The sequence below is a fragment of the Halococcus thailandensis JCM 13552 genome (genome assembly GCF_000336715.1).
GTDB classification, from domain to species: Archaea; Halobacteriota; Halobacteria; order Halobacteriales; family Halococcaceae; genus Halococcus; species Halococcus thailandensis.
Genome location: NZ_AOMF01000165.1, coordinates 141,875 through 166,477 on the forward strand (window position 1 = coordinate 141,875; position 24,603 = coordinate 166,477).

The 24,603-nt window shown below is 63.7% G+C and carries 17 protein-coding genes, 1 tRNA gene and 2 pseudogenes; 10 read left to right on the forward strand and 10 right to left on the reverse strand.

Annotation, left to right across the window (positions count from 1 at the left end; all coding sequences use genetic code 11):
* Nucleotides 1–21 precede the first annotated feature (21 nt).
* Nucleotides 22–1,371 (reverse strand): sulfatase, encoded by a 1,350-nt coding sequence (locus C451_RS14420; RefSeq protein ID WP_007741676.1) that lies wholly within the window; start codon nt 1,369–1,371, stop codon nt 22–24.
* A 124-nt stretch (nt 1,372–1,495) separates the two neighbouring features.
* Between C451_RS14420 and C451_RS14425 the strand changes: the two genes are divergently transcribed.
* The 3 genes and pseudogenes from C451_RS14425 (at nt 1,496) to C451_RS14435 (ending at nt 4,778) form a co-directional block, all read left to right on the forward strand.
* Nucleotides 1,496–1,690 carry a hypothetical protein gene (locus tag C451_RS14425; RefSeq protein WP_007741677.1) on the forward strand — a complete coding sequence of 65 codons (195 nt, stop codon included), beginning with the start codon at nt 1,496–1,498 and terminating at the stop codon, nt 1,688–1,690.
* Between the two features lie 365 nt (nt 1,691–2,055).
* Nucleotides 2,056–3,383, forward strand: a pseudogene (locus tag C451_RS14430) (ISH3 family transposase).
* A gap of 81 nt (nt 3,384–3,464) precedes the next feature.
* Nucleotides 3,465–4,778 carry an MFS transporter gene (locus C451_RS14435; protein ID WP_007741680.1) on the forward strand — a complete coding sequence of 438 codons (1,314 nt, stop codon included), beginning with the start codon at nt 3,465–3,467 and terminating at the stop codon, nt 4,776–4,778.
* A gap of 59 nt (nt 4,779–4,837) precedes the next feature.
* Here C451_RS14435 and C451_RS14440 read toward each other — a convergent pair whose 3' ends face one another.
* Both C451_RS14440 and C451_RS14445 read right to left on the reverse strand, forming a co-directional pair.
* Nucleotides 4,838–5,284 carry a universal stress protein gene (locus C451_RS14440; RefSeq protein WP_007741681.1) on the reverse strand — a complete coding sequence of 149 codons (447 nt, stop codon included), beginning with the start codon at nt 5,282–5,284 and terminating at the stop codon, nt 4,838–4,840.
* 109 nt (nt 5,285–5,393) lie between these two features.
* Nucleotides 5,394–6,861 (reverse strand): annotated as a pseudogene (locus C451_RS14445) (MATE family efflux transporter).
* A gap of 548 nt (nt 6,862–7,409) precedes the next feature.
* Here C451_RS14445 and C451_RS14455 point away from each other — a divergent pair.
* The 5 genes from C451_RS14455 to C451_RS14475 are packed head-to-tail and all read left to right on the forward strand — an operon-like array spanning nt 7,410 to nt 14,440.
* Nucleotides 7,410–8,456: a glycosyltransferase family 4 protein gene (locus C451_RS14455; RefSeq protein WP_007741684.1), complete on the forward strand. Its 1,047-nt coding sequence runs from the start codon at nt 7,410–7,412 to the stop codon at nt 8,454–8,456.
* Nucleotides 8,453–8,944, forward strand: coding sequence for a GtrA family protein (locus C451_RS14460; RefSeq protein WP_007741685.1), 492 nt, complete (start codon nt 8,453–8,455; stop codon nt 8,942–8,944). Before C451_RS14455 ends, C451_RS14460 begins: the two co-directional genes overlap by 4 nt.
* Nucleotides 8,937–10,970 (forward strand): DUF2079 domain-containing protein, encoded by a 2,034-nt coding sequence (locus tag C451_RS14465; protein ID WP_007741686.1) that lies wholly within the window; start codon nt 8,937–8,939, stop codon nt 10,968–10,970. Before C451_RS14460 ends, C451_RS14465 begins: the two co-directional genes overlap by 8 nt.
* Entirely contained in the window at nt 10,967–12,970 is a 2,004-nt protein-coding gene (locus tag C451_RS14470) for a DUF2079 domain-containing protein (protein ID WP_007741687.1), read from the forward strand. Before C451_RS14465 ends, C451_RS14470 begins: the two co-directional genes overlap by 4 nt.
* A 57-nt stretch (nt 12,971–13,027) precedes the next feature.
* The gene (locus tag C451_RS14475; protein WP_007741688.1) at nt 13,028–14,440 is read left to right on the forward strand and encodes an HPP family protein; all 1,413 of its coding nucleotides are present in this window, start codon (nt 13,028–13,030) and stop codon (nt 14,438–14,440) included.
* 382 nt (nt 14,441–14,822) lie between these two features.
* On the opposite strand, the gene C451_RS22140 is transcribed toward C451_RS14475, so the two are convergent.
* The 3 genes from C451_RS22140 to C451_RS14485 form a co-directional block, all read right to left on the reverse strand.
* Nucleotides 14,823–16,385 (reverse strand): hypothetical protein, encoded by a 1,563-nt coding sequence (locus tag C451_RS22140; protein ID WP_152420477.1) that lies wholly within the window; start codon nt 16,383–16,385, stop codon nt 14,823–14,825.
* 463 nt (nt 16,386–16,848) lie between these two features.
* A tRNA-Thr gene (locus C451_RS14480) sits at nt 16,849–16,923 on the reverse strand.
* Between the two features lie 64 nt (nt 16,924–16,987).
* Entirely contained in the window at nt 16,988–17,965 is a 978-nt protein-coding gene (locus C451_RS14485; protein ID WP_007741689.1) for a class I SAM-dependent methyltransferase, read from the reverse strand.
* 96 nt (nt 17,966–18,061) lie between these two features.
* On the opposite strand from C451_RS14485, the gene dph5 reads away from it, so the two are divergent.
* Complete coding sequence (gene dph5, locus C451_RS14490) at nt 18,062–18,817, forward strand: diphthine synthase (protein WP_007741690.1); 756 nt, start codon at nt 18,062–18,064, stop codon at nt 18,815–18,817.
* Here the strand turns inward: dph5 and artA are convergent.
* The 4 genes from artA to C451_RS14510 all read right to left on the reverse strand — a co-directional run bounded on the left by artA (nt 18,809) and on the right by C451_RS14510 (nt 23,231).
* A complete protein-coding gene (gene artA, locus C451_RS14495) occupies nt 18,809–19,783 on the reverse strand; it encodes an archaeosortase A (protein WP_007741691.1) in 975 nt (324 codons plus the stop codon). The genes dph5 and artA overlap by 9 nt on opposite strands.
* Nucleotides 19,784–19,828: 45 nt before the next feature.
* Nucleotides 19,829–21,598: a DUF7282 domain-containing protein gene (locus C451_RS14500; RefSeq protein WP_007741692.1), complete on the reverse strand. Its 1,770-nt coding sequence runs from the start codon at nt 21,596–21,598 to the stop codon at nt 19,829–19,831.
* A 180-nt stretch (nt 21,599–21,778) separates the two neighbouring features.
* Nucleotides 21,779–22,408, reverse strand: a complete 630-nt coding sequence (locus C451_RS14505; RefSeq protein WP_007741693.1) for a fibrillarin-like rRNA/tRNA 2'-O-methyltransferase — start codon at nt 22,406–22,408, stop codon at nt 21,779–21,781.
* On the reverse strand, nt 22,395–23,231 hold the full coding sequence (locus C451_RS14510) for an NOP5/NOP56 family protein (protein WP_007741694.1): 837 nt from the start codon (nt 23,229–23,231) through the stop codon (nt 22,395–22,397). Before C451_RS14510 ends, C451_RS14505 begins: the two co-directional genes overlap by 14 nt.
* Before the next feature lie 240 nt (nt 23,232–23,471).
* On the opposite strand from C451_RS14510, the gene C451_RS14515 reads away from it, so the two are divergent.
* Nucleotides 23,472–24,590, forward strand: a complete 1,119-nt coding sequence (locus C451_RS14515) for a ferritin-like domain-containing protein (RefSeq protein WP_007741695.1) — start codon at nt 23,472–23,474, stop codon at nt 24,588–24,590.
* Nucleotides 24,591–24,603: the final 13 nt, after the last annotated feature.

Below are 24,603 nucleotides of genomic sequence, written 5' to 3' on the forward strand. Positions count from 1 at the left end.
CGCCGCACCGCTGCCACACACTCAGTCGATGTAGCCGAGGTTCCGCAGGCGCTCCTGGACCTCCTCGTCGCGGTCGACACCCTCGCTCTCGCCGATATCGATCGTCGCCAGCCGGTCGTCGAGCACCGTTCGGAGGTCGTCCCAATCGTCGCCGACCGGGTCGGTGATCGGTTCGCGCTCGTCGGGGTCATCCTGGAGGTCGAACGCCAGCACCTCGCCGTTGGCGTGGATGAGCTTGCGCTCGGGCGTACGCACCGCGACCTGGAGTTCGTCCGGCGCGAGCCGACCGGGCTCGGTCGCCGAGGAAGCGACCTCCGAGATGGCCACCTCGTCGTCGATCCCCTCGCCCTCGACGGCCGGCCGAAGCGAGCGCCCGCGATAGGAATCGGGCTGCTCGGCGTCGGCGTAATCCAGGATCGTCGGCGCGATGTCGATGTGGCGCACCTGCGTCTCGACTTGTTCGGCCGTCGCGCCGCCCGGCGGACGAACGAGGAGCGGAACGTGCGTGAGCTCGTCGTACAGCGCTGGCTCGTGGCCGACCTGGCCGTGCTCGAACAGCGCCTCGCCGTGATCGGCGGAGACGATCACGAGGGTGTCGTCGTCCACCGCGTCGAGGAGCTTGCCGACCTTCTCGTCGGCGTGGCGGACCGAGGCGGCGTAGAGCCCACGGATGACTTCGCGCTCGCGTTCGGTGAACTCCTCGGGGCTGTGCTGAGCGCGCGTGACGAGCTGGGAGGGCGTCGCGTCGGTTTCTGGCACGCCGACGGCCTCGCGATGGCGCTTCGGCGGCGTGTACGGCGCGTGGGGTTCGAGCAGATGCGTCCAGACGAACGTCTCGTCGCTCGACTTTTCGAGCGCTTTCCGGGCGACCTCGATCTCGGCCGCGTCGCCACCGCCGAGCATCCGCAACGGACCTTGCACCGTTCGATAGAGCGACTGCGCCGCCCGATAGACAGGGCTATCGAGCGAGAAGTTGTCGAGCAGGAACTGCCGCCCACGCTCCAGTCCGGGAAGGCCGAACTCGCCGACGTCGCGGTAGATGTCGTAGCCACGGCCGTAGCCGTATTTCTCGCCGAGCCACGGGTTCGCGTGGACGCCCGCAGCGCTCCAGCCCGCGTCCTGGAGTGTCTCGCTCACCAGCGTCCGCTCGTCGCTCAGCTGCTCGTAGCCACCGTGATCGAGCGGCAGCGTCGAAGTGAACACGGACGGGAAGGCGTAGGGCGTCGCCGGACCGTGACTCACGGCCTGCGAGAAGACCGTCCCCTCCTCGGCGAGCGCCGCGAGGTTCGGCGTGTGATCGCCCACCGCATCGGGCGCGAATGAGGCATGCGAGGCGCGCCACGCGTCGATGGTCAACAGCAGCGTCTTCATTGGTCGTCACCACTACACGCCCGGCCATTTGTTTTACCATTCGTCTCGACAGTGCCCGTTCGCCGAACGTTCGACCCCGTACCACTCGGCCAGGGTTTATATCGTTGCTATCGGTAGTTCCGCCATGGCGTCACTCTTCGAGCGCGATACGTCCACGATCGGTACCGTCGTCGGACTGCTCGCGGTGGGAATCGCGCTGTTCGGCTCGACGGCCCTGGGCTGGGAGTGGGGCGCGTCCGGCCAGCCCGTCGCGTTCGTCGTTGGGGCCATCTGCGCGATCGCCGCCGGCTGGATCGTGCTGCGGAACTATCGCGACTGATATCGTCTGACGAATTCAGTCGGGGATGACCAACGACTGGCCATCGACCGAGGGACTCGTTCGTTGTTCTGGTCGAGAACCACAATCCGTGATCCGCCGCGAGGACCACTCATCAAATTGTTTTCACGGGGTACTGGCGAGGAGAATTCGTATAGTACATACGCCGAGGGGACGAGGCACCCACGTAATGAGCGATGCCCACGCAGCCGACGAGTACGGGGTGACGGGAACGCCGAGGCGAGGGCTGACACTGTCGACGTTCGTCTTCTTCGCCGGCCTCACGACGATCGTCTTCTATGGCGCTGCAGGACCCATCCTCAGTACCTCACAAAGCGGGTTAGGTGAACGGGCTGCTTGGTCGGTTGATGCGACCAGACCAAGCAGCCAACGAACTCACCGAAGAGCAGGTCCTTAACTTTCTCGTCAACACTCTTGACGAGGAGATCGATATCGAACTCGGCGAGAACGCCGATATCGACTCCGAGGACATCTGGGACGTCCTCGTCGGCGCAACAGCCGACGAGGACTCAGTCAGTCATCTCTGCGAGATCTCAGAGGAATCGCCCCACGCCAACACGATTCTCCACCATCTCCGGACGAAGTTCGAGCTCGAAGAGCTCGAACGAGTCGGCAAGACACTCATCCAGCAGGATATNCGCCAACACGATTCTCCACCATCTCCGGACGAAGTTCGAGCTCGAAGAGCTCGAACGAGTCGGCAAGACACTCATCCAGCAGGATATCCTCAAGCTGCTTCCGGATCGGCCGGTGGAGGTCGTCGCCGACCTCCACCTCCGTCCGTACTACGGCGAGGAGTACGAATCTACAGAGGAACTCTACAACTCACTCGCTAAAGCTGGAACGACGACGTTCCACGGCTATGCCACACTCTACGCCCGCGTACGCAACAAACGCTACACGCTGGCGGTGCGCCGTCTGACTGACGGNCTATGCCACACTCTACGCCCGCGTACGCAACAAACGCTACACGCTGGCGGTGCGCCGTCTGACTGACGGCGACACCGCCAGCTCGATCCTCGTGGAACTGCTCGGCGTGCTCGACGGCCTTGACCTTGAAGTCAAGGCCGTCTACCTCGACCGAGAGTTCTACGATACGTACTGTTTGACGCTACTCGCTGCCCACAACTACGCTTTCGTCATGCCGATCGTGAAGTGGGGCGAGGCGATCCAAGACGAACTGAGCACAGGCTGGAGCCGCGTGATCGACCACAACCTCCAGGGCGAAATCGACGGTCACACGTGGACCGTCGATTTCCCGGTCTACATCGACTGTACGTACCAACAAGGGAAGTACGATGAGGAAGGTGTGGCGCGTCACGGCTACGCCGTTGACGCGCCGTTCATCGAGACGCCACGCCAAGCCAGGAAACACTACAGCCGTCGCTTCGGTATCGAATCGACTTATCGTCTGTCCGAACGAAGCATTGCAAATACGACGACACAGAATCCAGCGGTGCGGTTCCTGTACGTGCTGATTAGCTTCCTCCTCCAGAATGCGTGGCGGTATCTCCACTGGGAGTACGTGGCGTCGCCGCGCCGAGGCGCGCGACGCCTCTGGTCGTGGCGATTCGACGAGTTCCTCGGAATGGTACGTCGTGCAACGGAGACGGTGCTCGCCGTGCGTCGCACCGTCCCCGCAAACAAGCCACCGGACGACCGCTTCGAGCGGTAATCCACCGACCAGGACCGCCCGCTCGGCGAGTGGCAACACCGTCGCGTCGGCGGCGTTCCGCCGCCGACTGCGACAGGTTTGATGCTCTCGGTGCCGATCTACCTTCTTCAGCAGTTGCTCGGCACCGATTCGTCCACCGAACTCACGCCTCAGAGGCACTCAATCGACAAGCTTTGTGAGGTACTGATCCTGGAGGACCAACTGGCTCTCACCGGCATCTTCCACGGACTCCTGCTGTCCTCTCCACATCTCAGCAAAGCGGTCCTCAGGATCCCCTTCGGTGCCTGGGTGGACGACGTCGGTGGTAAGAAACCGTTTCTCATCCTCATGGCGTCGACGCTCGTCGGGACCGGTGGACTGGTCGTGACGCTGTTTTTCACCTATCCCGAGAACTTCGACATGAGTCTCTATCCGCTGCTGGTCCTCTTCGGACTTCTTGCGGGTGCCGGCGGCGCGACCTTCTCGGTCGGGACCTCCCAGACCTCCTACTGGTATCCGAGCGACAAACAGGGGTTCGCGCTCGGTGCGTTCGCCGGGATCGGGAACATCGGCCCGGGGATGATCACCCTCGGGCTTCCGGTGCTCATCGGCCTCGTCGGGTTGACCGGAAGCTACACGATCTGGCTGGTCTTCATGCTCGTCGCTACCGTCATCTATGCGCTGTACGCCGTCGATCCCTACTACTTCCAGCTCCGCAAACAGGGCACCGATTCGGAGGAATCGAGACGGATCGCCGACGATCTCGGACAGGACATCTTCCCGTCGGGAGGCGCGTGGGACTCGCTGAAGACGTCCGCGAAAAATCGTCGCACGTGGGTTCTCGTCTTTCTCTACACGGTCTCCTTCGGCGGCGGGTTCACCTCCCTGTCGGCCTGGTTCCCCACCTACTGGGCACAGTTCCACGAGCTGTCGCTCGCAACGGCGGGGCTTCTGGCCGGGCTCTTCATCGCCTACGGATCGCTCATCCGCGTGCCTGCCGGCAGCATCAGCGACAGGTTCGGTGGCGAGATCGTCGCCATCGTCAGTTTCGCGATCATGGCGCTCGGCAGCGTGATCATGACCGTCGTCACCGGGTTCTGGCCGGCGATCGTCGGCATGATGGTGCTGGGAACCGGCATGGGGATCGCCAACGCCGCGGTGTTCGAACTGGTACCGAAGTTCGTCCCGGAGGCCGTCGGCGGGGCGTCGGGCTGGATCAGCGGCATCGGCGGCGGGGGTACGCTCGTCATCCTGCCACTGATGGGCTACTTCGCGGACGCGTACGGTGAGATCGGCTACGCACGCGGGTTCGGTGTCTTCGTCGTCCTCAGCCTGCTCTGTGTCGGGGTCGCCATCACACTGAAGTACGTCATCTCCGAGCCCGACGAATCCACGGACGAAGCAGCACTTCACTGACTCCGTCGAACCGATCGAGAAAATCCGATTGGTGAAACCACATCGAATCGAAAGCGGGCCTATTCGTCGGGATCGCGATGTACGGTGAGAACCGGGATCGCGGAATGACGGACGACGTCCTCGGTCACGCTTCCCAACAGCGCCCGTTTGACACCCGTTCGACCGTGGGTTCCCATGACGATCACGTCGACATCAGCTTCGTCCGCGTACGAGAGGATGTCGTCGTGTGGGTTCCCTCGCCGGACGGCCGCCGTCGTCTCGATGTCGCGCTCGCTCGCCTGTGTGGCGATCTCGTCGGTCGTGCTGTGACCCTCCTCTTCGAGCGCATCGAGCAGGTTGTCCAACCCCGAGAAGCCGTCACCGACGCCCGTGACCGAGGTGGGTGGATCGACGACGAAGAGCACGTGGAGCGTCGCGTCGTGCGTTTCGGCGAGTCCGAGCGCCATCGTCACCGCTGATTCGGTCGGATCGCTACCGTCGGTCGGGAGGAGTATTCGATCGAACATCGTAATCGTCCTGTGCGAAAATATCCGGCGACACGGTATAACGTTGGTCACAGCAACATCGTGCCGACCGACGTCGGTCCAAATGGCTTCAGCGTTGCTGACCGTCGTGTCAGTCGTCCATCGATGTCTCCGCTCCCGCCACGTCCGCACCGGCGTTCGATTCGGTGAGGTCCTGTTCGCGCCAGGTTCCACGCTTGAACCAGAGATACGCCACGATCCCGCCCGCGAGGTTCGAGATCGGGAACGCGATCCAGAGACCGATGGTGCCCAGCGCTGCCGCCCCGAGCCACGCGATCGGCAGCCGGACGAGTCCGAGCGAGACGAGCGAGATCACCGCCGCGACCATCGTCTTCCCCGCACCGCGGAACCCGCCGGTGTACGCCCGCATGACGCCGATGAATCCGAACGAGAGGGCGGAGTAGCGGAGGAAGGTCGCGCTCTGGGCGACGACAGCGGGATCGTCGGTGAAGATGGCGGCGATCGGTTCCGGAGCGATCAGAACGAGCGCCCCGAGGAGAGTCAGACCGACGAGCATGGCGCGAGCGCCGAAATTGTTCGTCTCCGCGGCGCGATCGAGTTTGCCAGCGCCGATGTTCTGCCCGGTCATCGTTTCGACGCCCTGCGAGACCGCCAGCGCCGGCAGGAAGATCACCGAGAAGATCCGCGTCCCGATCCCGTAGGCGGCGACGACCGATTCGGGAAACGCGGCGATGACGACCAACAGCAGGTTGATCGACAGCGAGCGCGCCGTCCCCTCGACCGAGGCGGGAACGCCGATATCGACGACCTTGCGCGCGAACGAGAGGCTGGGCACCATCTTTCGCAGCCGGATCTTGACGCCACGGTTGCCACGGAACATGACCACGAGACCGACTCCGAACGCGAGCGCCCGAGAGAACACCGTCGCGATCGCGGCCCCGGCGATCCCGGAGCCGGCGTAGCCCGTGAGGCCGAACAGCCACGTTTCGATCCCACGAGCGCCGAGCAGCCCGAACAGCGGGTTGTTCTGGAAGCCGAAGATGAGGATCGGGTCGAGCACGATGTTGATGACAACCGAGCCTGCCATCACGTACATCGGCGTGAGCGTGTCGCCGTAGCCACGCATCAGCGACATGAAGACGGCGAAGCCGAAGACNCCCTCGCGCCATCAGAGATGTGTATAAGAGACAGGCACCGAGCAAGGCGAGCAGTTCGTCGACGAAGAAGTAGCCGACCGCGCCGAGAGCGAGCGAGGCCACCACCGCGTAGATGACCGTCTGGGAGGCGGCGTACTCGGCTCTCCGTTCCTCCCCGGCCCCGGTGTACTGGGCGACGAGCACGCTGCCCGCGACCGAGAGCCCGAGCGCGAGCGAGATCAGCAGGAACACCATCGGGAACGCGAAACTGATCGCGGCCAGCGCGGTCGTGTCGTACTGCCCGAGCCAGAACGTATCGCCCAGATTGTAGGCGGTCTGGAAGAGGTTCTGCACGATGATCGGCAGGGAGAGATAGAACAGCGGTTTGCCGATGCTACCCGACGTGAGATCGAACTCCTCGCGGGACTTGAACAGGCCGCCGAGACGGCTTCGAAGGCTCACTCGGCGACAGCTCCTCGATCGATGGACACGTAACTGGAGAAACCGGGCGCTCCACGTGTCGCAATTTCGTGACCGACGCGGTGGATGGTCTCCGATCGAACCGTCGTGATCGTGTCGTTCGTGCTGTTCGTGGACGTCGTGATTCGCGTCCGCAACGCACCAGTACCGCACTCATACAGCGTGCGAGAGGTGGCATCCGTGATATCGGTGATCGTCTCGTCAGTCATAGTCGTCAAGTGCTGACCGTACAGTCAGCCGTTGTCGATACAACTAACCGTTCGGTTAAATATCTTCTGTCTCTCCGTCCACGAACGGATCCTCGCATTGTTCGGCTCGATCAGCTCTATCAGACAGTGTCGACCACGGTAGCAGGTCGAAGACTATCTCGTGGCGTCCGGGTTGTGGACGCAACACATGCATCGAGTCCGATAGGTAATACTTAATTGGTCGGGGTCGGTTCGTTTCCCTAATGAATCGTCCCTCGCGCGAACGGTCTCCGCGCGGTCGCTCGCCTCGAACCGACCCGGCGACCTCGCTACGACCTTGAGATGACGGGGACGCGAATCGCACTCTGTCCGCACCTCTCGGTCGAACACTACCGCGGGGGCGAGAAGTGGGTCTGCGCGCTCGCCAACCGGCTCGCAGCCGACGGCGTCGACGTGTCGGTGCGCGCGCTCCCCTACGCCCCCGGCGGCGAGCGCCGCGTCGACGTCCGCGAGGTGCTCGACTCCCGGGTTCCCTACCGCGAGGCCTGGCATCACGACCTCTCCGGGTTCGACACGGCCTACGTCTTCTACAACCCCTTCTCCGAACTGTTCTTCTCGGGCGGCGACACGCGGATCGCGGGCATCCACTCGTGGGTCTACGTCTCCGAGAAGCTCTACGAGGCCCATTATGGCCTGGTGCCGACGGCGACGAAACTGCTCTACCGGCTGCTCGGTGACCGCGATCTCTCGCGCTTCGACGTCGTCCACTCGGTCACGCCGGCCTACGGTTCGCCCCACGCGAACACGGTGCATATCCCGAACTTCGTCGACATCGAGCAGTTCAGCCCCGATCGCGACGAGCGCGCCGACGAGTTCACCGTGCTCACGACCGCCGCCCACATCCGCGAGAAGGGCTGGGACACGATCCAGGCCGTGGCCGCACGCCTCCCCGACGACGTCCGCGTCGTGACGACCGGCGATGGTGCGGGCGACGTGGAGGGTCTCGGCTTCCTCACCGAGGACGAGCTCGCCGACGCCTACGCGCGTGCTCACGTCGTCCTCCATCCGGCACGCGTCGACACCGACAGCATGGTGATCAACGAGGCCTGCGCATCGGGCACCCCCGTCGTGACGACACCGCTCTCGACCCACGTCCGCGAGAACGAGGCCGTCCTCCAGGCCGAAACCCCGCGCGGGCTGGCCCACGCGATCGCGCGCATCCACGGCGAGTGGCGACACGACGACGGCTACGACGAGCGCTGTCGCCGGGCGCGCGCCGAGGGTGAATCCCACGGCTTCGAGGAGGTCTACCCTCGACTCAAGCAGTTGCTCCTCTCGCCGCCGACCAAGAGCGAGAACGGCGCGACACGGACGGAGGTGCGCGCGTGAGCGTTCTCGACGATATCAGGGAGCGCTCGCTGTTCGACCCGCAGAACAAGCGACTCGTCAAATATCTCCTCGTCGGCGTCATGGGAATCGTCATCAACCAGGGCGTGTTTCTGCTTACCTACGAGGCCGTTGGGCTCCAGTATATCGTCGCCGGCCTGCTCGGCAGTGCGGTGAGCATCTTCGCCAACTACATCATGAACGACAGCTGGACGTGGCGCGAGAACGGCACCGCCGGCATTGGCCAGTGGCTCTGGCGCGGACTCAAATACGGTGCGACGCGGGTCGTCGGCGTCGGGATCGGCACCGTCGCGTTGATCGTTTTCGTCGATCTCCTGCATATCAACCCCTCGATCTCGAACATCCTCCGTATCGGCGTCGGCGTGCTCTGGGGATTCGGCGCGAGCGAGAAGTGGGTCTGGAGTTCGGACGGGTCGTCGATGTCGTTCGAGACGGTCAAGCGCTATCTCGGTGAGGACAAGCGTGAGTAGGCTCACGGAATCGCTTTCGATCGGTACGAGCGATTCGCTTTCCGATCGCGTGCTCGACAGCCTCCCCGAGCGCGGCAGTCCGACGTGGTACGTCCTCGGGCTCGCGCTGGCGCTGTTCGTCGGGTTTTCGATCTACACGGCGCTGATGCACGCCCGGTTCGAGACGACGGGCGCCGACCTCGGGGCCTACACCCACATGTTTTCGAGCACGCTCGACGGCGAGGGCTGGCTCCAGCACGGGAAATATCGCGCGAGCCATCCCTCCGGCTCGTACTGGGGGGCACACTTCTCGCTCACCCTCCTGCTGTTCCTGCCGCTGTTCGCGCTCGTTCCGTCGGTGTACACGCTGCTGGTCGCCAAATCGTTCGTCCTCGCGGCGTCGGTGGTGGTGCTCTGGCTGCTCGCGCGCGACCGCCTCGACAGCGATCGCCTCGCAGGCGTCGTGACCGTCTCGTACGCGTTCAACCCGTTTCTCTGGTCGGCGTGGTCGTTCGACTTCCAGGAACAGGTGCTGATACCACCCTTCCTGTTCGCCGCCTACTACTGCTATCAGAAGGATCGCCAGCTCCTGTTTCTGGGCTTTCTCGCGCTCGTGCTGTTCACCAACGAGTTCGTCGTCTTCCCCACGATCGGCTTCATCGGCGGGCTGTTCGTCGCCGCGGCGATCGCCGGCCGGCTCAGGAAACGCGGCCCCATGATCCTCGGTGCGGGCGTGCTCGTCGTCGTCGCACGCATCGTGTCGAGCGCCGCCATCGACTACTACAGCGTCTTCGGCGGTCTGCCGACCTACGTGGTCGCCGAACCGCTCCAGCCGTTCATCCAGGGCATGGGGCGCGTCTCGATCGTCGATCTCGCGATGACTGTCCTCGCGAACCCCATGCTACTGATCGATTCGGCGACGTTCGCGGTCGCGGACAAACTGCTCTTCTTCGTCGCGTTCATGCTGCCGGTGGCCTTTCTCGCGCTGTTCGACGAACTCTCGCTGGCGGCGCTCGCACCCTATCTCGGCTTCGCGTGGGTGTTCACCGGTGAGGCCAAGGCGGTCTATTTCGAGTTCGGCGCACACTACCCGCTCTACTTGCTCCCGTTCGTCTACATCGGCGCGATCCACACTCTCCGCCGGCTCTCGGGTCGTTTCGACGCGCTGCGATGGCCCTCGCGATCGACGCTCGCCGGGTTGGTTTCGGCGGTGCTCGTGCTCTGTCTCGTCAGCGGTGCGGCCTCGGGCGGCGGCCATCTCGCCGTGCCGCCGCCGGCCGACGACGATCACCGCGAAACGCTCGAGACGGCCATCGACTCGATCCCCGAGGACGCCTCGCTCATCGCACAGAACGACATCTACCCCCATGTGGCGACGCGACCGAACGCCTCGTTCATCGTGAGTCCCGGAACCTTCGGCGCCTACGAGAACCGCTGGCAGAACGTCACGCCGGAGTATCTGCTGCTCGATACGCAGCTCAACCCGAACGCGCCGTGGGCGCGGGCCGTCCAGCAGACCTACGCCGATCGCCTCGGCGAGGAGTACGGCCTCTATCGGTATCAGGACGGGATTCAGATCTTCAAGCGTGGTTACGACGGCCCCGTCCAGGGTGTCACGCAGTCCGACCCCGGTGCGCGCCGCTACGACGCCGCGAGCATGGCGACGGGTACCGCCGAGCGAGCCGACGGAACGATCGTGAGTGACAACGGCTCGGCGGGCGACTACCTCTGGTTCGGGCCCTACGACACGCTCACACCAGGTAGCTACACCGCGACCTTCCGGGTCAACGCCTCGGGAAGCGGCTCCAGCCCCGTCGTGACGGTCGACGTCGCCGGTGGGGACGATCACGGTCGCATCGCCAGCGAGTCCGTCGCGCCGACGGACGGCTGGCGGAACGTCACCGTCGACTTCACCATCGACGAGACGACCACCGACGTCGAGTTCCGCGGGATCCGCGAGGGGTCGGGCCGGGTCGCGTTCGACGAGGTACGGGTGAGCTACGAATCGAAAAACGCTACTACGAATGCCTCGGCGGGGAGTGCATGAGCACCACCGACCGGGTCGCCGCGACCGTCGGCGACTACCTCCCCGAGCGCTCCAGCCCGACGTGGTACGTCCTCGCGCTCGCGCTGGCGCTGTTCGTCGGCTTCTCGATCTACCTCTCCCTGCTCTATCGGAGCTTCTGGCTCACGGGGGCCGACTTCGGCAGCTACATCCACATGTTCGAGAGCACCCTCCACGGCCAGGGCTTCCTCGAACAGGGCAAATACACCGTCCGCGGGCCCGAGAGCTCCTACTGGGGCGGCCACTTCACGGCGACGCTGCTGGCCTTCCTGCCCATCTACGCGCTCGTCCCGTCACCGTACACGCTGCTCGTGATCAAGTCCGGGCTGCTCGCCGCGAGCGTGCCGATGCTCTGGATCCTCGCGCGCAGCCACATCGAGAGCGACCGGCTCGCGGGGCTGCTGACGGCCTCGTACGCGCTCAACCCCTTCCTCTGGTCGGCGTGGCTGTTCGACTTCCAGGAGCAGATCCTCCTCCCCCTGCTGATCTTCGCGGCCTACTACACCTACTCCGAACGGCGCTACATCGCCTTCCTCGCCTTCCTCACGCTCGTGTTGTTCACCAACGAGTTCACGACGATCCTCGTCGGCGGCTTTCTCGTCGGGCTCGTCGTGGTCTCCTTCCGCGGGGGACGACTCCGGCGCGAGGCCCCGTATATCGGCGTTGCAGCCGGCATCCTCGTCGTCGCACGAGTGGTTTCGGGGTGGGCCATCGGCCAGTACACGGATGCGTCGGGGCTGCCGACCGACGTGATCGCGGCCCCGCTCCAGCCGTTCGTCGAGGGCTCCCGGGTGGGGATCGGTCAGCTGGTGACGATCGTGCTCGGCAACCCCGAGCTGATCATCGACTCGGTCTCGGTCGCGATCTTCGACAAGGTGGTCTATCTCGTGCTCCTCCTCCTTCCCGTGCTCTTCCTCGCGGTCGCCGACGAACTCACGCTCGGCTCGCTGATCCCGTTCATCGGCTTCGCGTGGGTGTTCGCCGGTCGCGACGTCTACTACACGTTCGGGGCACACTACCCGCTCTACCTGCTCCCGTTCGTCTACATCGGCGCGGTGCGCGTGCTCGCACGCATCGACACCAGCGAGATCGTCGACACCGAGAGCGCGCGTGCCTCGGCACGAACGGTGTTGTCGGGGCTGCTCGCGCTCGTGCTGGTGGTGAACCTCGCGGTCGGCGTCGCCATCGGTGCGGAGAAAAACGCCGTGCCGAGCACGAACGAACACACGGAGATGCTTGAGGAGGGCATCGACACGGTTCCTGATAACGCCTCGCTGCTCACGCAGAACGACGTCTTCCCCCACGTCGCCGAGCGGCCGAACGCGACCTTCAGCGCCAATCGGACGCTGTTCTACCGGTATCAGCGCAACAACCAGAAGCCGACACCCGAGTATATCCTTCTCGATACGAAACTCGAAACCCAGGGTGTCGAGTGGGCGCAGCCGGTCAGGACGACCTACGCCGAGCAGTTCGGAAAAGAGTACGGACTCGTGCGCTACGACGACGAGGTATGGGTGTTCAAGCGCGGCTACAACGGCTCGCCCGACGGAATTCGCGGGAACTACACCGTCGAGCCGCGCACGTACGAGCTGGACGACTTCATCCCGAACGACGCGCTACGGATCGACGGCCAGCTCGTCGGCTCCGGCGGCGGTGAGGGAACCTACTACTGGTACGGTCCGGGCACGATGCTTCCGCCCGGCGAGTACATGGCGACCTTCCGGGTCAACGCGACCAGCGCCGGCGAGCAGCCGGTCGCGAACCTCGAAGTCGCCGCGGGCACCACGCCTCGGCCGGTCGCGACCGAGAACGTCACGAACACCGACGGTCTCGAAACCGTCACCGTCCCGTTCACGCTCGATCGAATGCACTCGAACGTCGAGTTCCGCGCCTCGCAGGCCGGCGGCGCGGGACGGCTCGCGCTCGAAAACGTCACCGTCCAGTCGGCTGCAGAGTCGAACAGCGGTACGGGCGCGAACTGACGGTCCGGCCGTGTCGAATGCGGAAGCTGTTTTTCGTCCAAGCACCGAGGAGTTGGTATGCGCGAGGAAGTGCGAGCGTATTTCCGAGCCGCCGTGTCGCGCTCGCGGCGGTTCGAGCGGCGGGAGTTCCACGAGTTCCGCCGCTGGCTGGAGAGCACGCGAAACCTGGTCCATCTGTCGGTCGTGCTGTTCGTCCCGCTGCTGGTCGGGCTGGTGACGCTCGTTGCGAACGCGACGAACCTCTCCTTTCTGCTCTTTCCGCCGCTGGCCTCCGGGGCGTATCTCCTGTTCGCCCACCCCGAGGAGCGCTACTCGTCGCCGCTACGGTTCGTCGCAGGGCTAACCGTCGGTGCGCTGTGTGGCTGGCTCGCCATCGAGCTGACGGACTTGTTCTACGCCGGCGGTCCCGAATCGGTCCACGCGCCCAGCGCTGCGCTCGCGATGTTGCTCACGGGCGCGGCGACGTGGGCGTTCAGCATCGAGGAGCCGGCGGCGTTCTCGACGGCGCTGCTCGCGGTCGTCGACGACGCACCGGGGTTCAGCTACGTGCTCAGCATCGCCGTGTCGAGCCTGCTCGTCGCCGGCGTGTTCGTCCTCTGGCATCGGCGTGTCTACCGCCACCGGGCGCGCTATCTCTATCAGTCGACCAAGGGTGACGATCACGTCCTCGTGCCGATGCGCGGCGATCACGCCGACGCGACCGCGTCCTTCGGCGCGCGCATCGCCGCCGCTCACGACGCCGGGAAGGTCGTCCTACTCGATATGGTCGAGTCACCCGACGTCGCCACCGACGGCGGGACGGAGATGGAGGCATCGACGGCGACGAAGACCCACGCCAGCCATCTCGAAGCGTACGCCGAGCGGATCGAGAAGACGATGGACGTACCCTGCGAGGTGGTCGTCATCGAACGCGGGGCGGAATCACCCGCCACGACGGCGCTCGGGGCCGCCCGCGAGGCCAACTGCGATCTCATCGTGACGCCGTACGAGCGCGCCGACGGCCGCACCGCCTCGTTCGTCACCTCGCTCTTCCGGACCGACATGGACGTGATCGCCCACCGTTCGGCCGACGGCCGCACCGACTGGTCGCGGGTGCTCGTCTCCGTCCGGCGCGCGAGCGACGTCGCCCACAGCATGCTCGATTTCGCCTGCCGGCTCACCGGCCGGTCGGGCAAGGTGAGCCTCTGTCACTGCATCGACAACGAACACGAGCGCCGCGACGCCGAGAGCATGCTCGCCGAACTCGTCGAGACGTTCACCGAGCGGATCGAGACCCGCGTCGCCCACGGCCCGATCGAGGAGTTCCTCGCCGACGCCTCGTCGCGCCAGAACCTCCTCATGCTTGGCGCGAGCGCCGACCGCAGTGCTGTCTCGCGGCTGCTCTCGCCGGCGACCTTCCAGCGCCTCCACGACATCGAGTGTGACGTCGCCATCGTCGATCGGCGCTATCGGCCGCTCGAACGAGAATGAGAACGCAAACAGGGAAAACAATAGAGCCGCCCTAGGTATCTTTCGGGATTGAGCGCAGTGCTTCGAACGATCAAAGGAAATGGTTCGCTGATTATACGAACCCGTGCACCTCGTGCGTTCAGCAATAAATGATACTCCGCCAGGATACAACGGGTGTGACTCTGCACAACGAGGCGGATCTACAACGCGTCCTATTCCGCAGATGTACCGCTATAACGAACAGATCTTCAAGAGCGGATGCACCATGCTAAGAGCACCGTTCCAGAATCTAGCCTTCAGGAAGCAAACCTTGTTGAACGAGTTATCATATGGATTATATCCAAATACGACGTTATTTGTTGCTAATACTACTACACTTTGACTCGATAAGTACCAAGAGTACTCATTCAGTTGATCCGATAGTTTCTACACCATACTCTTCTGCAAATTCGGGATTAGAATACCACGTATCAAAGTTGTTTTCGATATTCCTGGAATCGTCATTCCTCAATTCATACATGATTGATAGGTTGGATTCTAACGAATTAAATGAAGTGCCAATAGACAATCCCCCTTCGGATGTTAAAACAAAACGATCATGTATGGGGGTTGATTGGTCCCCTGGCACCCACCTGATCGACATTTCAATTCCTTTATCATTAGCTTCATCAATACAATCTTCAAAATCAGATCGCATCGAATCCATATCATTTGTCCGATAACCAACTAGAATCCAGAATTCTGCATCAGGGCTCGCTTCCTCAATGAACATCGAGAGGTCATCTGGTCGCAAGTAGGGGTCCATAATTTTCACTGTAGATGAGAAGCGACTATACAGTTCTTGGAGTACATCTGTGTAGTCCTCATCGGTTTCAATAACCCATGTATTTGTAGCAATTGTTGGGCCGAAGTCAGTAATTTGCTCTTCCCAAGCCGGAGGTCCCATTTTATAATCTGATTCGGCGAATATCTGAGTGGGGACCGGAATCTCTGGCTCTGAAGTTGAACCAGGCGTCATTACGTTCACATTGAACTCAAATCCTCTTACTATATCAACAGAGGCCTGATCAAGCGTTAGGCCGTTTTTTCTTACTGTGCAGATTTGGTCGGAACTTCCTGGCGCGATATACTGAGGAGTACGGTATCGAGTAGTTCCAGTTCCATCAGTTACTGCTACGACTGAATTGAAATTGCGATTTCTCGCGAATTCTGCAGCCTCATTGTTAGTTACCTCATTCGTTTCATCAAAGTCTAGCAATTCTTCATGTAGAAGATCGCCATATTCTTCCGATCTAACGACAACATCTACTTCATCTTTTGACACCTGTTGAAGATTTACTCTCCACCCGTCTGCGAGTTCTAGTAATGATTCTTCAGTGGGGACTGAACTGTCTTCGTGAAGCTGTTCAACAATACCATCTTCAGAGGATTCATGATGGTGGACTTTTGCACGGCGGTCTTCAATCACAACGAGGTGGTTACCTAATCTTTCGTGATGACGGTCTAATCGAATACCATAACGCTCAGAAAGGACATCAGTTAGAGGAGTGAGCTCCTGAGGATCCCATTCTTTACGCGTGGGACCTTTTGGCCAATACTCAAAACATAATGCGGGAAAATCAGATCCCCAATCAAGCATGTCTTCGGATGAACGCCTCGTAACACGCACATCTGTTGTTCTCCGAGTTTCGCTACTAGATGCACGATGAGGGGGGCTAATCTTTAGATAGACAGAATCATTAAAATCCTCTGGTATATAGTTTAGAAGATCTTCCTTTGAGCAGCGGGAGACTATTACCTGCATCCCGCTGTCTATTTCTAACTCCTCTTCCTCAAGTTGTTCAGTTGTTATTATCGAAAATACATTCACATAGTCACCATCCTTGTCTTTCCAAGCGCTGACTTCAAAAATATCATCTTTGGAATCATGTACCTCGTCAAGAAGTCTCTCTGCTTCAGCTTTCATATATGATCATCTGCCCCCAAGAATATAATCTTTGGGCCCATCTAGAGTGAGAAAATATCCTGTACAATATACACCCCGCAGAGTGAGTGGCCGGCCAAGAGATATCCACGTATTGCCGTTCAAACAGACAATTTGAGATGATTCTGAGGTTTGCTCATCGTGTATCCTGCAAATTACGGTGCATCATCCCGAGCTCGCATCCAATGTCAATCTGTAGGAACCCTGTTTAGATTTTTAGACCCCATTGGATCGAACACGACCAGTGACAACGGCATGGTCTCGCTCCGTCGCACCCGCCGAGAGCGTATGGGTGTGGCCGTATCGGCCCAGCATGGACCGGCCCCTGAACAAAGCGATGTCGTCGGAGGTGCAAATCCGGTCGCGGAAAACGTCAATGTTCTCGGCGGGAGTGCACATCAAGATATACGGAAAGCATCCCGTAGACCATGGTTCTAGGCGAGGAAGCCGGTGGGGGGATTTGAACCCTCGGCCTAATCCTTACGAAGGATTCGCTCTAGCCAGTCTGAGCTACACCGGCCTGTTTCCAACTGCGCCCACGAACGGTATAATCGTTGCGAATCGCCGTGATCGACTGCGATCGATCAGGCACGGAGTCGCACGTCGAGGCAGACGTTCAGCTCGTGGGGCGCGTACGAGCGCACCGATTGGCGGTTCTCGACCGTGACCTCGTACTCCTCGGCGGCCGCGCGGATCGCGCGCTCGCCGGGGCCATAGGGATCCGACTCGTGCTGGATATCGTAGTAGTGGAGCAAGCAGTCGTCGCTCGCGAGGCGCACCGCCGCGTCGAGGAACTCGTCGGCGCTGTGGGGGAGGTTCATCACGAGCCGGTCGGCCCAGCCCTCGTACTCGTCGGCGACCGTGCGCACGTCGCCCTCGATGGCCGTGACCCGCTCCGCGACGTCGTTGCGCCGCGCGTTCTCGCGGAGGTAGTCGATGGCGACAGGATTCAGATCGACGGCGACGACTTCCGCCCCGCGCTTGGCCGCCGGGATCGCGAACGGGCCGACACCGGCGAACATGTCGACCACCCGCTCGTCCGCCGCGATTGTCTCGGTCACGCGATGGCGCTCGGTCGCCAGTCGGGGCGAGAAATACACCTCGGCGATGTCGAGGGCGAACTCGCAGCCGTACTCGCGGTGGACGGTTTCGGTACTGCCGCCGGCGAGATGGTCCCACTCGCGGGTGCGGAACTCGCCGGTGACTTTCGAGGCACGGTCCAGCACCGTTTCGACGGGGAGCGCCGACTCCATCACCGCCGCCGCGATCCGCTCGGCACGCTCGGGATCGTCCTCGTCGACGAGCACGACGTCACCGAGGCGCTCGTAGGTCGGCTCGAAACCCAGGATATCGGTGGGCATGGCCTGCGTCTCGCGCACCGGTGCGTCGTGCGTCACGACCACGTACTCGTCGGGAACTGCCTCGCTGTCGGTGACGGGGATGAAGATCGATCCGTCGACGACGGTGATCTCGTGGTCGCGATCGACGAGGTCGCGCTCGGCGAGCGCCGCTCGCACGGCTTCGCCGTTCTCGCGCGCAGCGCGGACGCACGGCAGTTCCATGCCCGCAATCGCCGCCGGGCCGGCCTAAGCGTGGCGTTTCGATGCGACGATCCCCGGGGCGAGTCGTTTAATCCGCCCGCCGCCCGAGGCGGGCCAATGCTCACCTTCGTCGGGCTCGGTCTCTACGACGAGCACTCGATCACGGTCGAGGGCCGGGAAGCGCTCCGGAGCGCCGATCGGGTCTTCGCCGAGTTCTACACCAGTCGTCTCGTCGGAACCACGATCGAAGAGCTCGAAGACCACCACGGGGTCTCTATCGAGGTCCGCGATCGGGCGGGCGTCGAACAGGAGCCGGCACCGATCCTCGACAGCGCGGAAACCGGCTCGACAGTGTTTCTCGTCGCCGGCGATCCGATGGTATCGACGACGCACACGGATCTCCGGCTCCGCGCTCACGAACACGACATCGAAACCCGAATAATCCACGGAACGACCGCTCAGACCGCCGCGGGCTCGCTCACCGGCCTCCAGAACTACCGCTTCGGCAAGGCGACGACGATCCCCTTCGCCTACCGGGATCGACCCATACCCGAGAGCGTCGTCGAAACCATCGAAGACAACCGCGAGCGCGGGCTCCACACACTCTGCTATCTCGATATCAAGGCCGCCGAGGGGCGATACATGAGCGCCGACGTCGCCGCCGGACGACTCGCACCCGAACTAGACGGGTTGGGAGTCGTCGTCGCCCGTGCCGGCAGTCCCGACCCGCTCGTGGTCGCCGATCGACTGTCGGCGCTCGCGGAGGGTGCGTTCGGCGATCCGCTCCACCTGCTCGTGCTTCCGGGTGAGCTCCACCACCTCGAACGCGAGGCGCTCGAAGCGCTCGCGGACGCACCGCCCGAACTACTCTGAGCTGTCCGTGTCGGCGACGCCGCCGTCGGCGCGAACCGTCGTCCCGAGCGCATCTTGGAGATCGTACTCCGTACCGGTGGCCATGAACAGCGCGTCCTCGATGACGACCATGATCTCGGGGAGTTCGCGGACGACGACCCACGTGATGGCGACGAGCGCCAGCACCGAGAGGCTCTGGGCGAGGATCCGATCGACGACGAAATACGAGACCTTGTATGGATCGCTCGCACCGAACAGCCCCATCACGACGTCGGGAAAGACGTGGAACTTCTGGAGGCCGAAACCGAGCCCGATGAGGACGTTGCGAACGAGGTTCAGCGCGTAGATCACCGGGATCGAGACGGCGAGCGCGCGGAGTTTGCGCGAGAGCGGGGCCGACGTCGCGGCGATCAGCCCGCCGAAGATGGCCATGCTGCCGATGCCCGTGCAGGCGATCAGGATGGTGTAGGTGATCGTGTGGCCGCCGTCGGCGAACCAGAACGTACTCTGATAGGCAGGATAGGTTCCGTCCGGCACCATCGCCCCCGAGACGACCGTCGGCTCCGCGCCGATGAGCTCCATCAGAAAGGCGGTCTGACTCGTCACGCTCTCGATGAGGAACTCCTGAAGGGCGGTGATCGTCTCGAACGGGAAGAAGATGATACCCATCGCGGCGATCGCCCGCGAGAGCACGAACAGCGAGTCGCGCCCACGGGCGAGCAGGAGGCCGGCATAGATACTCGCCGGGATCGCCACGAGCACTCCGATCCCCTCGATGAAGCTCTTCTGGACGAACGCGAAGTGATGGAACACCGAGAGCCAGAAGACGGCGAACAACAGCCACGCGGCGACCGTCACCGGCCGGGCGAAGCGGCTGTCACGCCACGAGAGCACGCCGCCGGCGCTGAAGGCGAGCACGGACAGCCACGCCAGCGGATCGGAGAACTGGCCGAACCACGCGAGCGCGGCGAGCAGCCCGTCGATCATTCGCCGACTCTACGACGATCGGCAGTATAGGTTTTGCCGTTGGCCTCAGCGCCGCCGTGCCAGTCCGGCCAGCGAGAGGGCGAGCAGCGCGGCGACGATGCCGAACCCGGGACCGCTCCCGTCGGTCGTCCCGTTCGTCCCGGTCGCCGCAGCCGTGGTTCCCGATGCGGCGTCGGCGGTCGTCGTTTCGACGGTCGTCGTCTCGACGATCGTCAACTGCGCGTCCGTGGTGACGGCGCTCCCGTTGACAGTATAGGGTTCGTCCTCGCTCCCGTTGGAGCTGCTGAAGTCGTACACCCGGTTGTCGTTGCTGTCGGTGTGGGCCATCACCACGACGCGCGTGTCTTCGGCCAGCGGCTCGGAGAGCGAAACGGTAGCGTTCTCGGTGGTGCCGTTTTCGAGATAGCTCGACGCACCGAGGACGCTTCCCACCGGGTCCGACGAGGCGTTCGCCGCGTGGACCACGACGAAGCCGCCATCGGGCAGCGTCACGTTCCGGACCGCCACCGTCTCGCCGGCGGTGGTCTGATCGGGGACCGCGAGCGCCGCGGTGCCGTTCCCGGAGTCGTTCGATCGGTCGGGACGGACGGTGACGTTCGTCCGGTCGCCGGTGCCGAGCGGCCCCTCGGCGCGCACGGTGACCGTGCTCCGGGGCGCGACCGACGAGAGGTTGAACGTGGTGTCGAACGAGCCGTTCGGCTTCACCCGCGTCGTGTTGGTCTTGACGATCGAACTGCTGCCGTTGCGCTGGATGCGGACCGTCACCTCGCTACCGGGCGCGACGCTCGTCGTGCCGGCGACGGTCTGGTTGCGCCCGGCGGCAAGCGAGGGTTCGGCGAGTCCGAGCTCGGTGCCGACGAACGAGACGTTCGCACTCACCGACTCGTCGGCGTCCGCGAGCGTGCTCTCGCCGTCGATGGAGAGCGTGCTCTCGAAGCGATCGCCGGCCGAGAGCGTCCCGTTGTCGAACACCGCCGCCCTCGTATCGACGTTGACGTAGAGCACGTCGTTGCGCGGGTCGGGCACCACCCGGATCGAGTCGTTCGCGAGACTGCGGTTCAGATCGAGGCGTTTCGGCGGGCGGTTCGTCGACGGGTTCGTCTGTACCATGCTGAAATCGAGCGCGCCGCTTCGGAGCAGTTCCGTGACGTTCGAGACCGCGAGCGCGCCGTAGACCCCGGAGAGTTTGACCTGGTTGACCGACACGTCGCCGACGGCGACCGAATCGGACGCGGTGATACGGCCGTTGTCGACGGCGGCGGCGACCTCGCTCGCGTTCGTCGCGTTGTCGAAGCTCGCCGCCGGTGCGGTCCAGGTGATGAGCTCGCCGGCCGTGCGCTCGGTGAGCGCGAGGGTGGCCCTGTCGGTCCGACGGTCGTCGACTGCCACCGAGAGATTGTACTGACTCGTCTCCAGCGGGCTGTCGAGCGGGGCGGTCGACCGGTTCGTGCCGACGACCGCATCGCCCGCGGTGGCTCCGTACACCGAGTTGTCGGTGTCCAGACCGGCGATGTACGTGTTCATCAACAGCGTCACACGCCCGTCACCGTTGCTGTCGTTGACGGTGACGTTCGCCGCGTAGTTGACCGCCTCGCTGCCGACCGAGACGGTCGCGTTCGTCGTTCCGGAGAGATCGAGTTCGATCGCGGCGATGTCGCCGCGCTGTTCGGTCACCGTCGACTGGTTGAACGACGCCGTCGGGCGGTCGGTCGCATTGCCGACATCCTGTGCCGCCGCTGGCATCGCACCGACGAACGCGGCGAGAACCACGACCACCACGAGGACGAGTCCGGAGCGGTCGGTCACGGTCGCCACACACGCTGTCGGTACTCCGTACTCGTCGGCGATACGGGATGGGCTATCGAGGGGTCCCGGTGCGCTGACCGGAAGCGGGCATGCTGACCTGGCATCGTTGCTCGGCGTATGGCTGAAAGGATAGACTCCCCTTATAAGTGCTTTGTGGTGGCCGGCGCGCCGTCCGGCGACATCGATCGCTCAGCGTGGGGTGGCGACGACCGCGAGGTGGTCGGCGTGAAACGGGTCGAGCCGGCGGCTGTCGAGGATCTCGTACCCCTCACGGAGATCGTCGAGCACGTCGGCGAAGACGTCGTCCGGTTCGCGCGTCGCGTCCTCGCTTCTGGCTTTGATCGCCAGACAGAGCCGGCCGTCGTCGCTGAGGAACTGTCGGTTCGCCCGCGCGACCCGTGCCTGCCCGCGCGTCGCGACGTCCTGAACGAGCAGATCGAGACCGTCCTCGACGACGTGGGCGTAGGTCTCCGGGTTCCGAGCATCCTTGAGCAGCGGAAAGAGGTTCCCCCGCGTCTCGGCGACCGACAGGAGATCGCGCATCGGCCGGGCGGCGAACTCGACGGCGTAGGTCGGACCGGCGACGTCGGCGACGTGGCTGGCGGTCGTACCGTTGGCCGCGCCGAGATAGAGCACGTGATCACCGGCGTCGAGCCCCGGCTCCATTCCGAGTTCGTACATCGCGCCGACCTTCGAGCGGTGGGCATCCCACGCCCGCCAGCCGTCGGCGACCGGCTCGCCGTAGACCGGTTCGCCCCGAGTGGCGAGGCGTTCCTCGCCGTCGAACGTGCGGTACTGCACCCCGTCAGGCAGCGCCATCGTCCTCCCCGCCGGTACGGATCCGTCGCATCCGTTCGTCGAGATCGGCTTCGAGCGACGGTCTGCGGTCGCCAGCGTAGTGATCGATCCGTGCGGCGATCGTGAGCTTGCCGGCGAGTGCGCGCGCCGCCGAGCCGCGTTTTGCGGGGCGCGTACCGCGGACGTACTCGTGGACGTAGATGACGCCGTGTTTCGGCGAGGGTGCCTGCCCGCGGAGGTGCGCGAAGAGTGCCTCCTCCGCGCCGAGGACCTGCACCGTGCTGCTCGACGTCTTCGCCAGCGAGTCGAGCCCGCCGGCGAGCGCGAGCAGCCGTGCCGCGAGCGTCGGTCCGGCGAGTGCCGCGAGGTTCGGCGCGGCGTCCCTCACCACTCGCTCGACGTACCGTTCGAGCGCGTCGCGTTCGTCGTCGAGTTCGATCGCCCGTTCGGCGAGGGAGATCAGTCGTTCGTCGGCGGGCTCCGCGGGATCGGTGGCGGCGAGCTCTCGACAGAATTCGATGCCAGTCCCCGATGCTGCGTCGCGGCTCCCGGCCCACTCGGCGACGCGTTCGGCGAGTTCGTTCGCCATCCGTCCGGCGTCGTCCATCGCGCGCACGGCGTGGATTACCTGCTGATCGTCGGCACGCTCGCGTTCTTCCATCGCTGTGCGAGCCGCCGCAGTCGTCGCCTCGTGTAGGCGGTCGTAGTACGCCTCCTCGCTCGTGGCGACGCCCGCCTCGATAGCCCGTGTGGGCCATGCATCCGATGCGTCGGCGCTCCCCTCGCGAACGCGCTCCGCGCCCACCTGGTCGGCCGTGAGACCGGCGAACCATCCCTCGCTCATGGCCGGCGTAACCGACCGGCAGCGAAAAGGGGTCCGGTACGTGCTACGTCGAAAACGACCCACGGACCGTCGAGCGAATGGTGGCGTACACCGACGATCATCGTACAACGCGCATTGGTCGTCGGTACCGGCGAGATGCGTTCTACTGATGGAACACGAACGAATTTGGGTCCGTTTCTGGCATACGTTCATAAGGGATGTTGGCGAAGAATAGTCCGTGCGGCGACGCACGAGAGTACCATGACAGACGACGACACAATCCGAGAGGAGACGGACGGCGTTCTCGATTTCGTTGGACAGGTAAGCGACCAACTACGCTCGCGGCGCGGATTCATGGGCGATGCGGCGAAGGTCGGCGTCGGTGCGGCCGCACTCGGTGCGGTCGGCAGCGGCGTCGCGGCCGCCAACGACGGCAACGGCGACGGTGGCAACGGCGACGTGAGCGACGTGGACATCCTGAACTACGCGCTCACGCTCGAACACCTGGAGGCGGCGTACTACAACGACTTCCTCGACAACTATTCGGAGAGCGACGTCGAGCGCTCGGAGGTCGCGAACTACTTCGACCGGGAGACGCTACAGTATTCGGTCTATCAGCAGATTCAGGACGTCCGTGACCACGAGGAAGCTCACGTCGACGCGCTCAGCGAGACGATCAACGATCTCGGTGGGACGCCCGTCGAACCCGCGAACTACGAGTTCCCGTACTCGTCGATCACCGAGTTCGTCGCGGTCGCCGACCGTCTCGAAGCCGTCGGCGTCTCCGCCTACGCCGGCGCGGCCCCGATGATCTCGAACCCGGACATCATCCCGCCGGCGCTGTCGATCCACAGCGTGGAAGCCAACCACCAGACGTACTTCCAGCTGCTGAACCTCCAGCGGCCCGCGCCGAACGCGTTCAACCCCGCACGCACGATGGACGAAGTCCTGCCGATCGCCAAGCAGTTCATCGTCAGCGAGGAGGACGCGCCCGACATGGCGTCGGCGACGTTCGAGGATCAGAGCTCGGACGGATCGAGCGTCACGGTCGCCTCGGCCGCGCTACCGGACGGTGGCTTCGTCGCCATCCACGACAGCAGCCTGCTCGACGGCAACGTCGCTGGCAGCGTCATCGGCGTCTCCGATGCCTACGACGCCGGCACGGCGATGGACATCGAGATCCCGCTCTACGCCGAGGTCCCCGGCGGCGACTACGATCAGTCGAGCCTGCAGGGCGACCAGACGCTGATCGCCATGCCTCACAAGGACACCAACGGCAACGGCACCTACGACTTCCTCACCTCGGGCGGCGAGGCGGACGGAGCCTACACGCAGGACGGCGAGGCGGTCGTCGACGACGCGTCGATCACCGTTGAGTGAGCGCGCCACGAAA

Coding starts and splice junctions, on each gene's coding strand:
- C451_RS14420 (WP_007741676.1), bottom strand. CDS start 1,371: ATGAAGACGCTGCTGTTGACCATCGACGCGTGGCGCGCCTCGCATGCC.
- C451_RS14425 (WP_007741677.1), top strand. CDS start 1,496: ATGGCGTCACTCTTCGAGCGCGATACGTCCACGATCGGTACCGTCGTC.
- C451_RS14435 (WP_007741680.1), top strand. CDS start 3,465: ATGCTCTCGGTGCCGATCTACCTTCTTCAGCAGTTGCTCGGCACCGAT.
- C451_RS14440 (WP_007741681.1), bottom strand. CDS start 5,284: ATGTTCGATCGAATACTCCTCCCGACCGACGGTAGCGATCCGACCGAA.
- C451_RS14455 (WP_007741684.1), top strand. CDS start 7,410: ATGACGGGGACGCGAATCGCACTCTGTCCGCACCTCTCGGTCGAACAC.
- C451_RS14470 (WP_007741687.1), top strand. CDS start 10,967: ATGAGCACCACCGACCGGGTCGCCGCGACCGTCGGCGACTACCTCCCC.
- C451_RS14475 (WP_007741688.1), top strand. CDS start 13,028: ATGCGCGAGGAAGTGCGAGCGTATTTCCGAGCCGCCGTGTCGCGCTCG.
- C451_RS22140 (WP_152420477.1), bottom strand. CDS start 16,385: ATGAAAGCTGAAGCAGAGAGACTTCTTGACGAGGTACATGATTCCAAA.
- C451_RS14485 (WP_007741689.1), bottom strand. CDS start 17,965: ATGGAACTGCCGTGCGTCCGCGCTGCGCGCGAGAACGGCGAAGCCGTG.
- dph5 (WP_007741690.1), top strand. CDS start 18,062: ATGCTCACCTTCGTCGGGCTCGGTCTCTACGACGAGCACTCGATCACG.
- artA (WP_007741691.1), bottom strand. CDS start 19,783: ATGATCGACGGGCTGCTCGCCGCGCTCGCGTGGTTCGGCCAGTTCTCC.
- C451_RS14505 (WP_007741693.1), bottom strand. CDS start 22,408: ATGGCGCTGCCTGACGGGGTGCAGTACCGCACGTTCGACGGCGAGGAA.
- C451_RS14510 (WP_007741694.1), bottom strand. CDS start 23,231: ATGAGCGAGGGATGGTTCGCCGGTCTCACGGCCGACCAGGTGGGCGCG.
- C451_RS14515 (WP_007741695.1), top strand. CDS start 23,472: ATGACAGACGACGACACAATCCGAGAGGAGACGGACGGCGTTCTCGAT.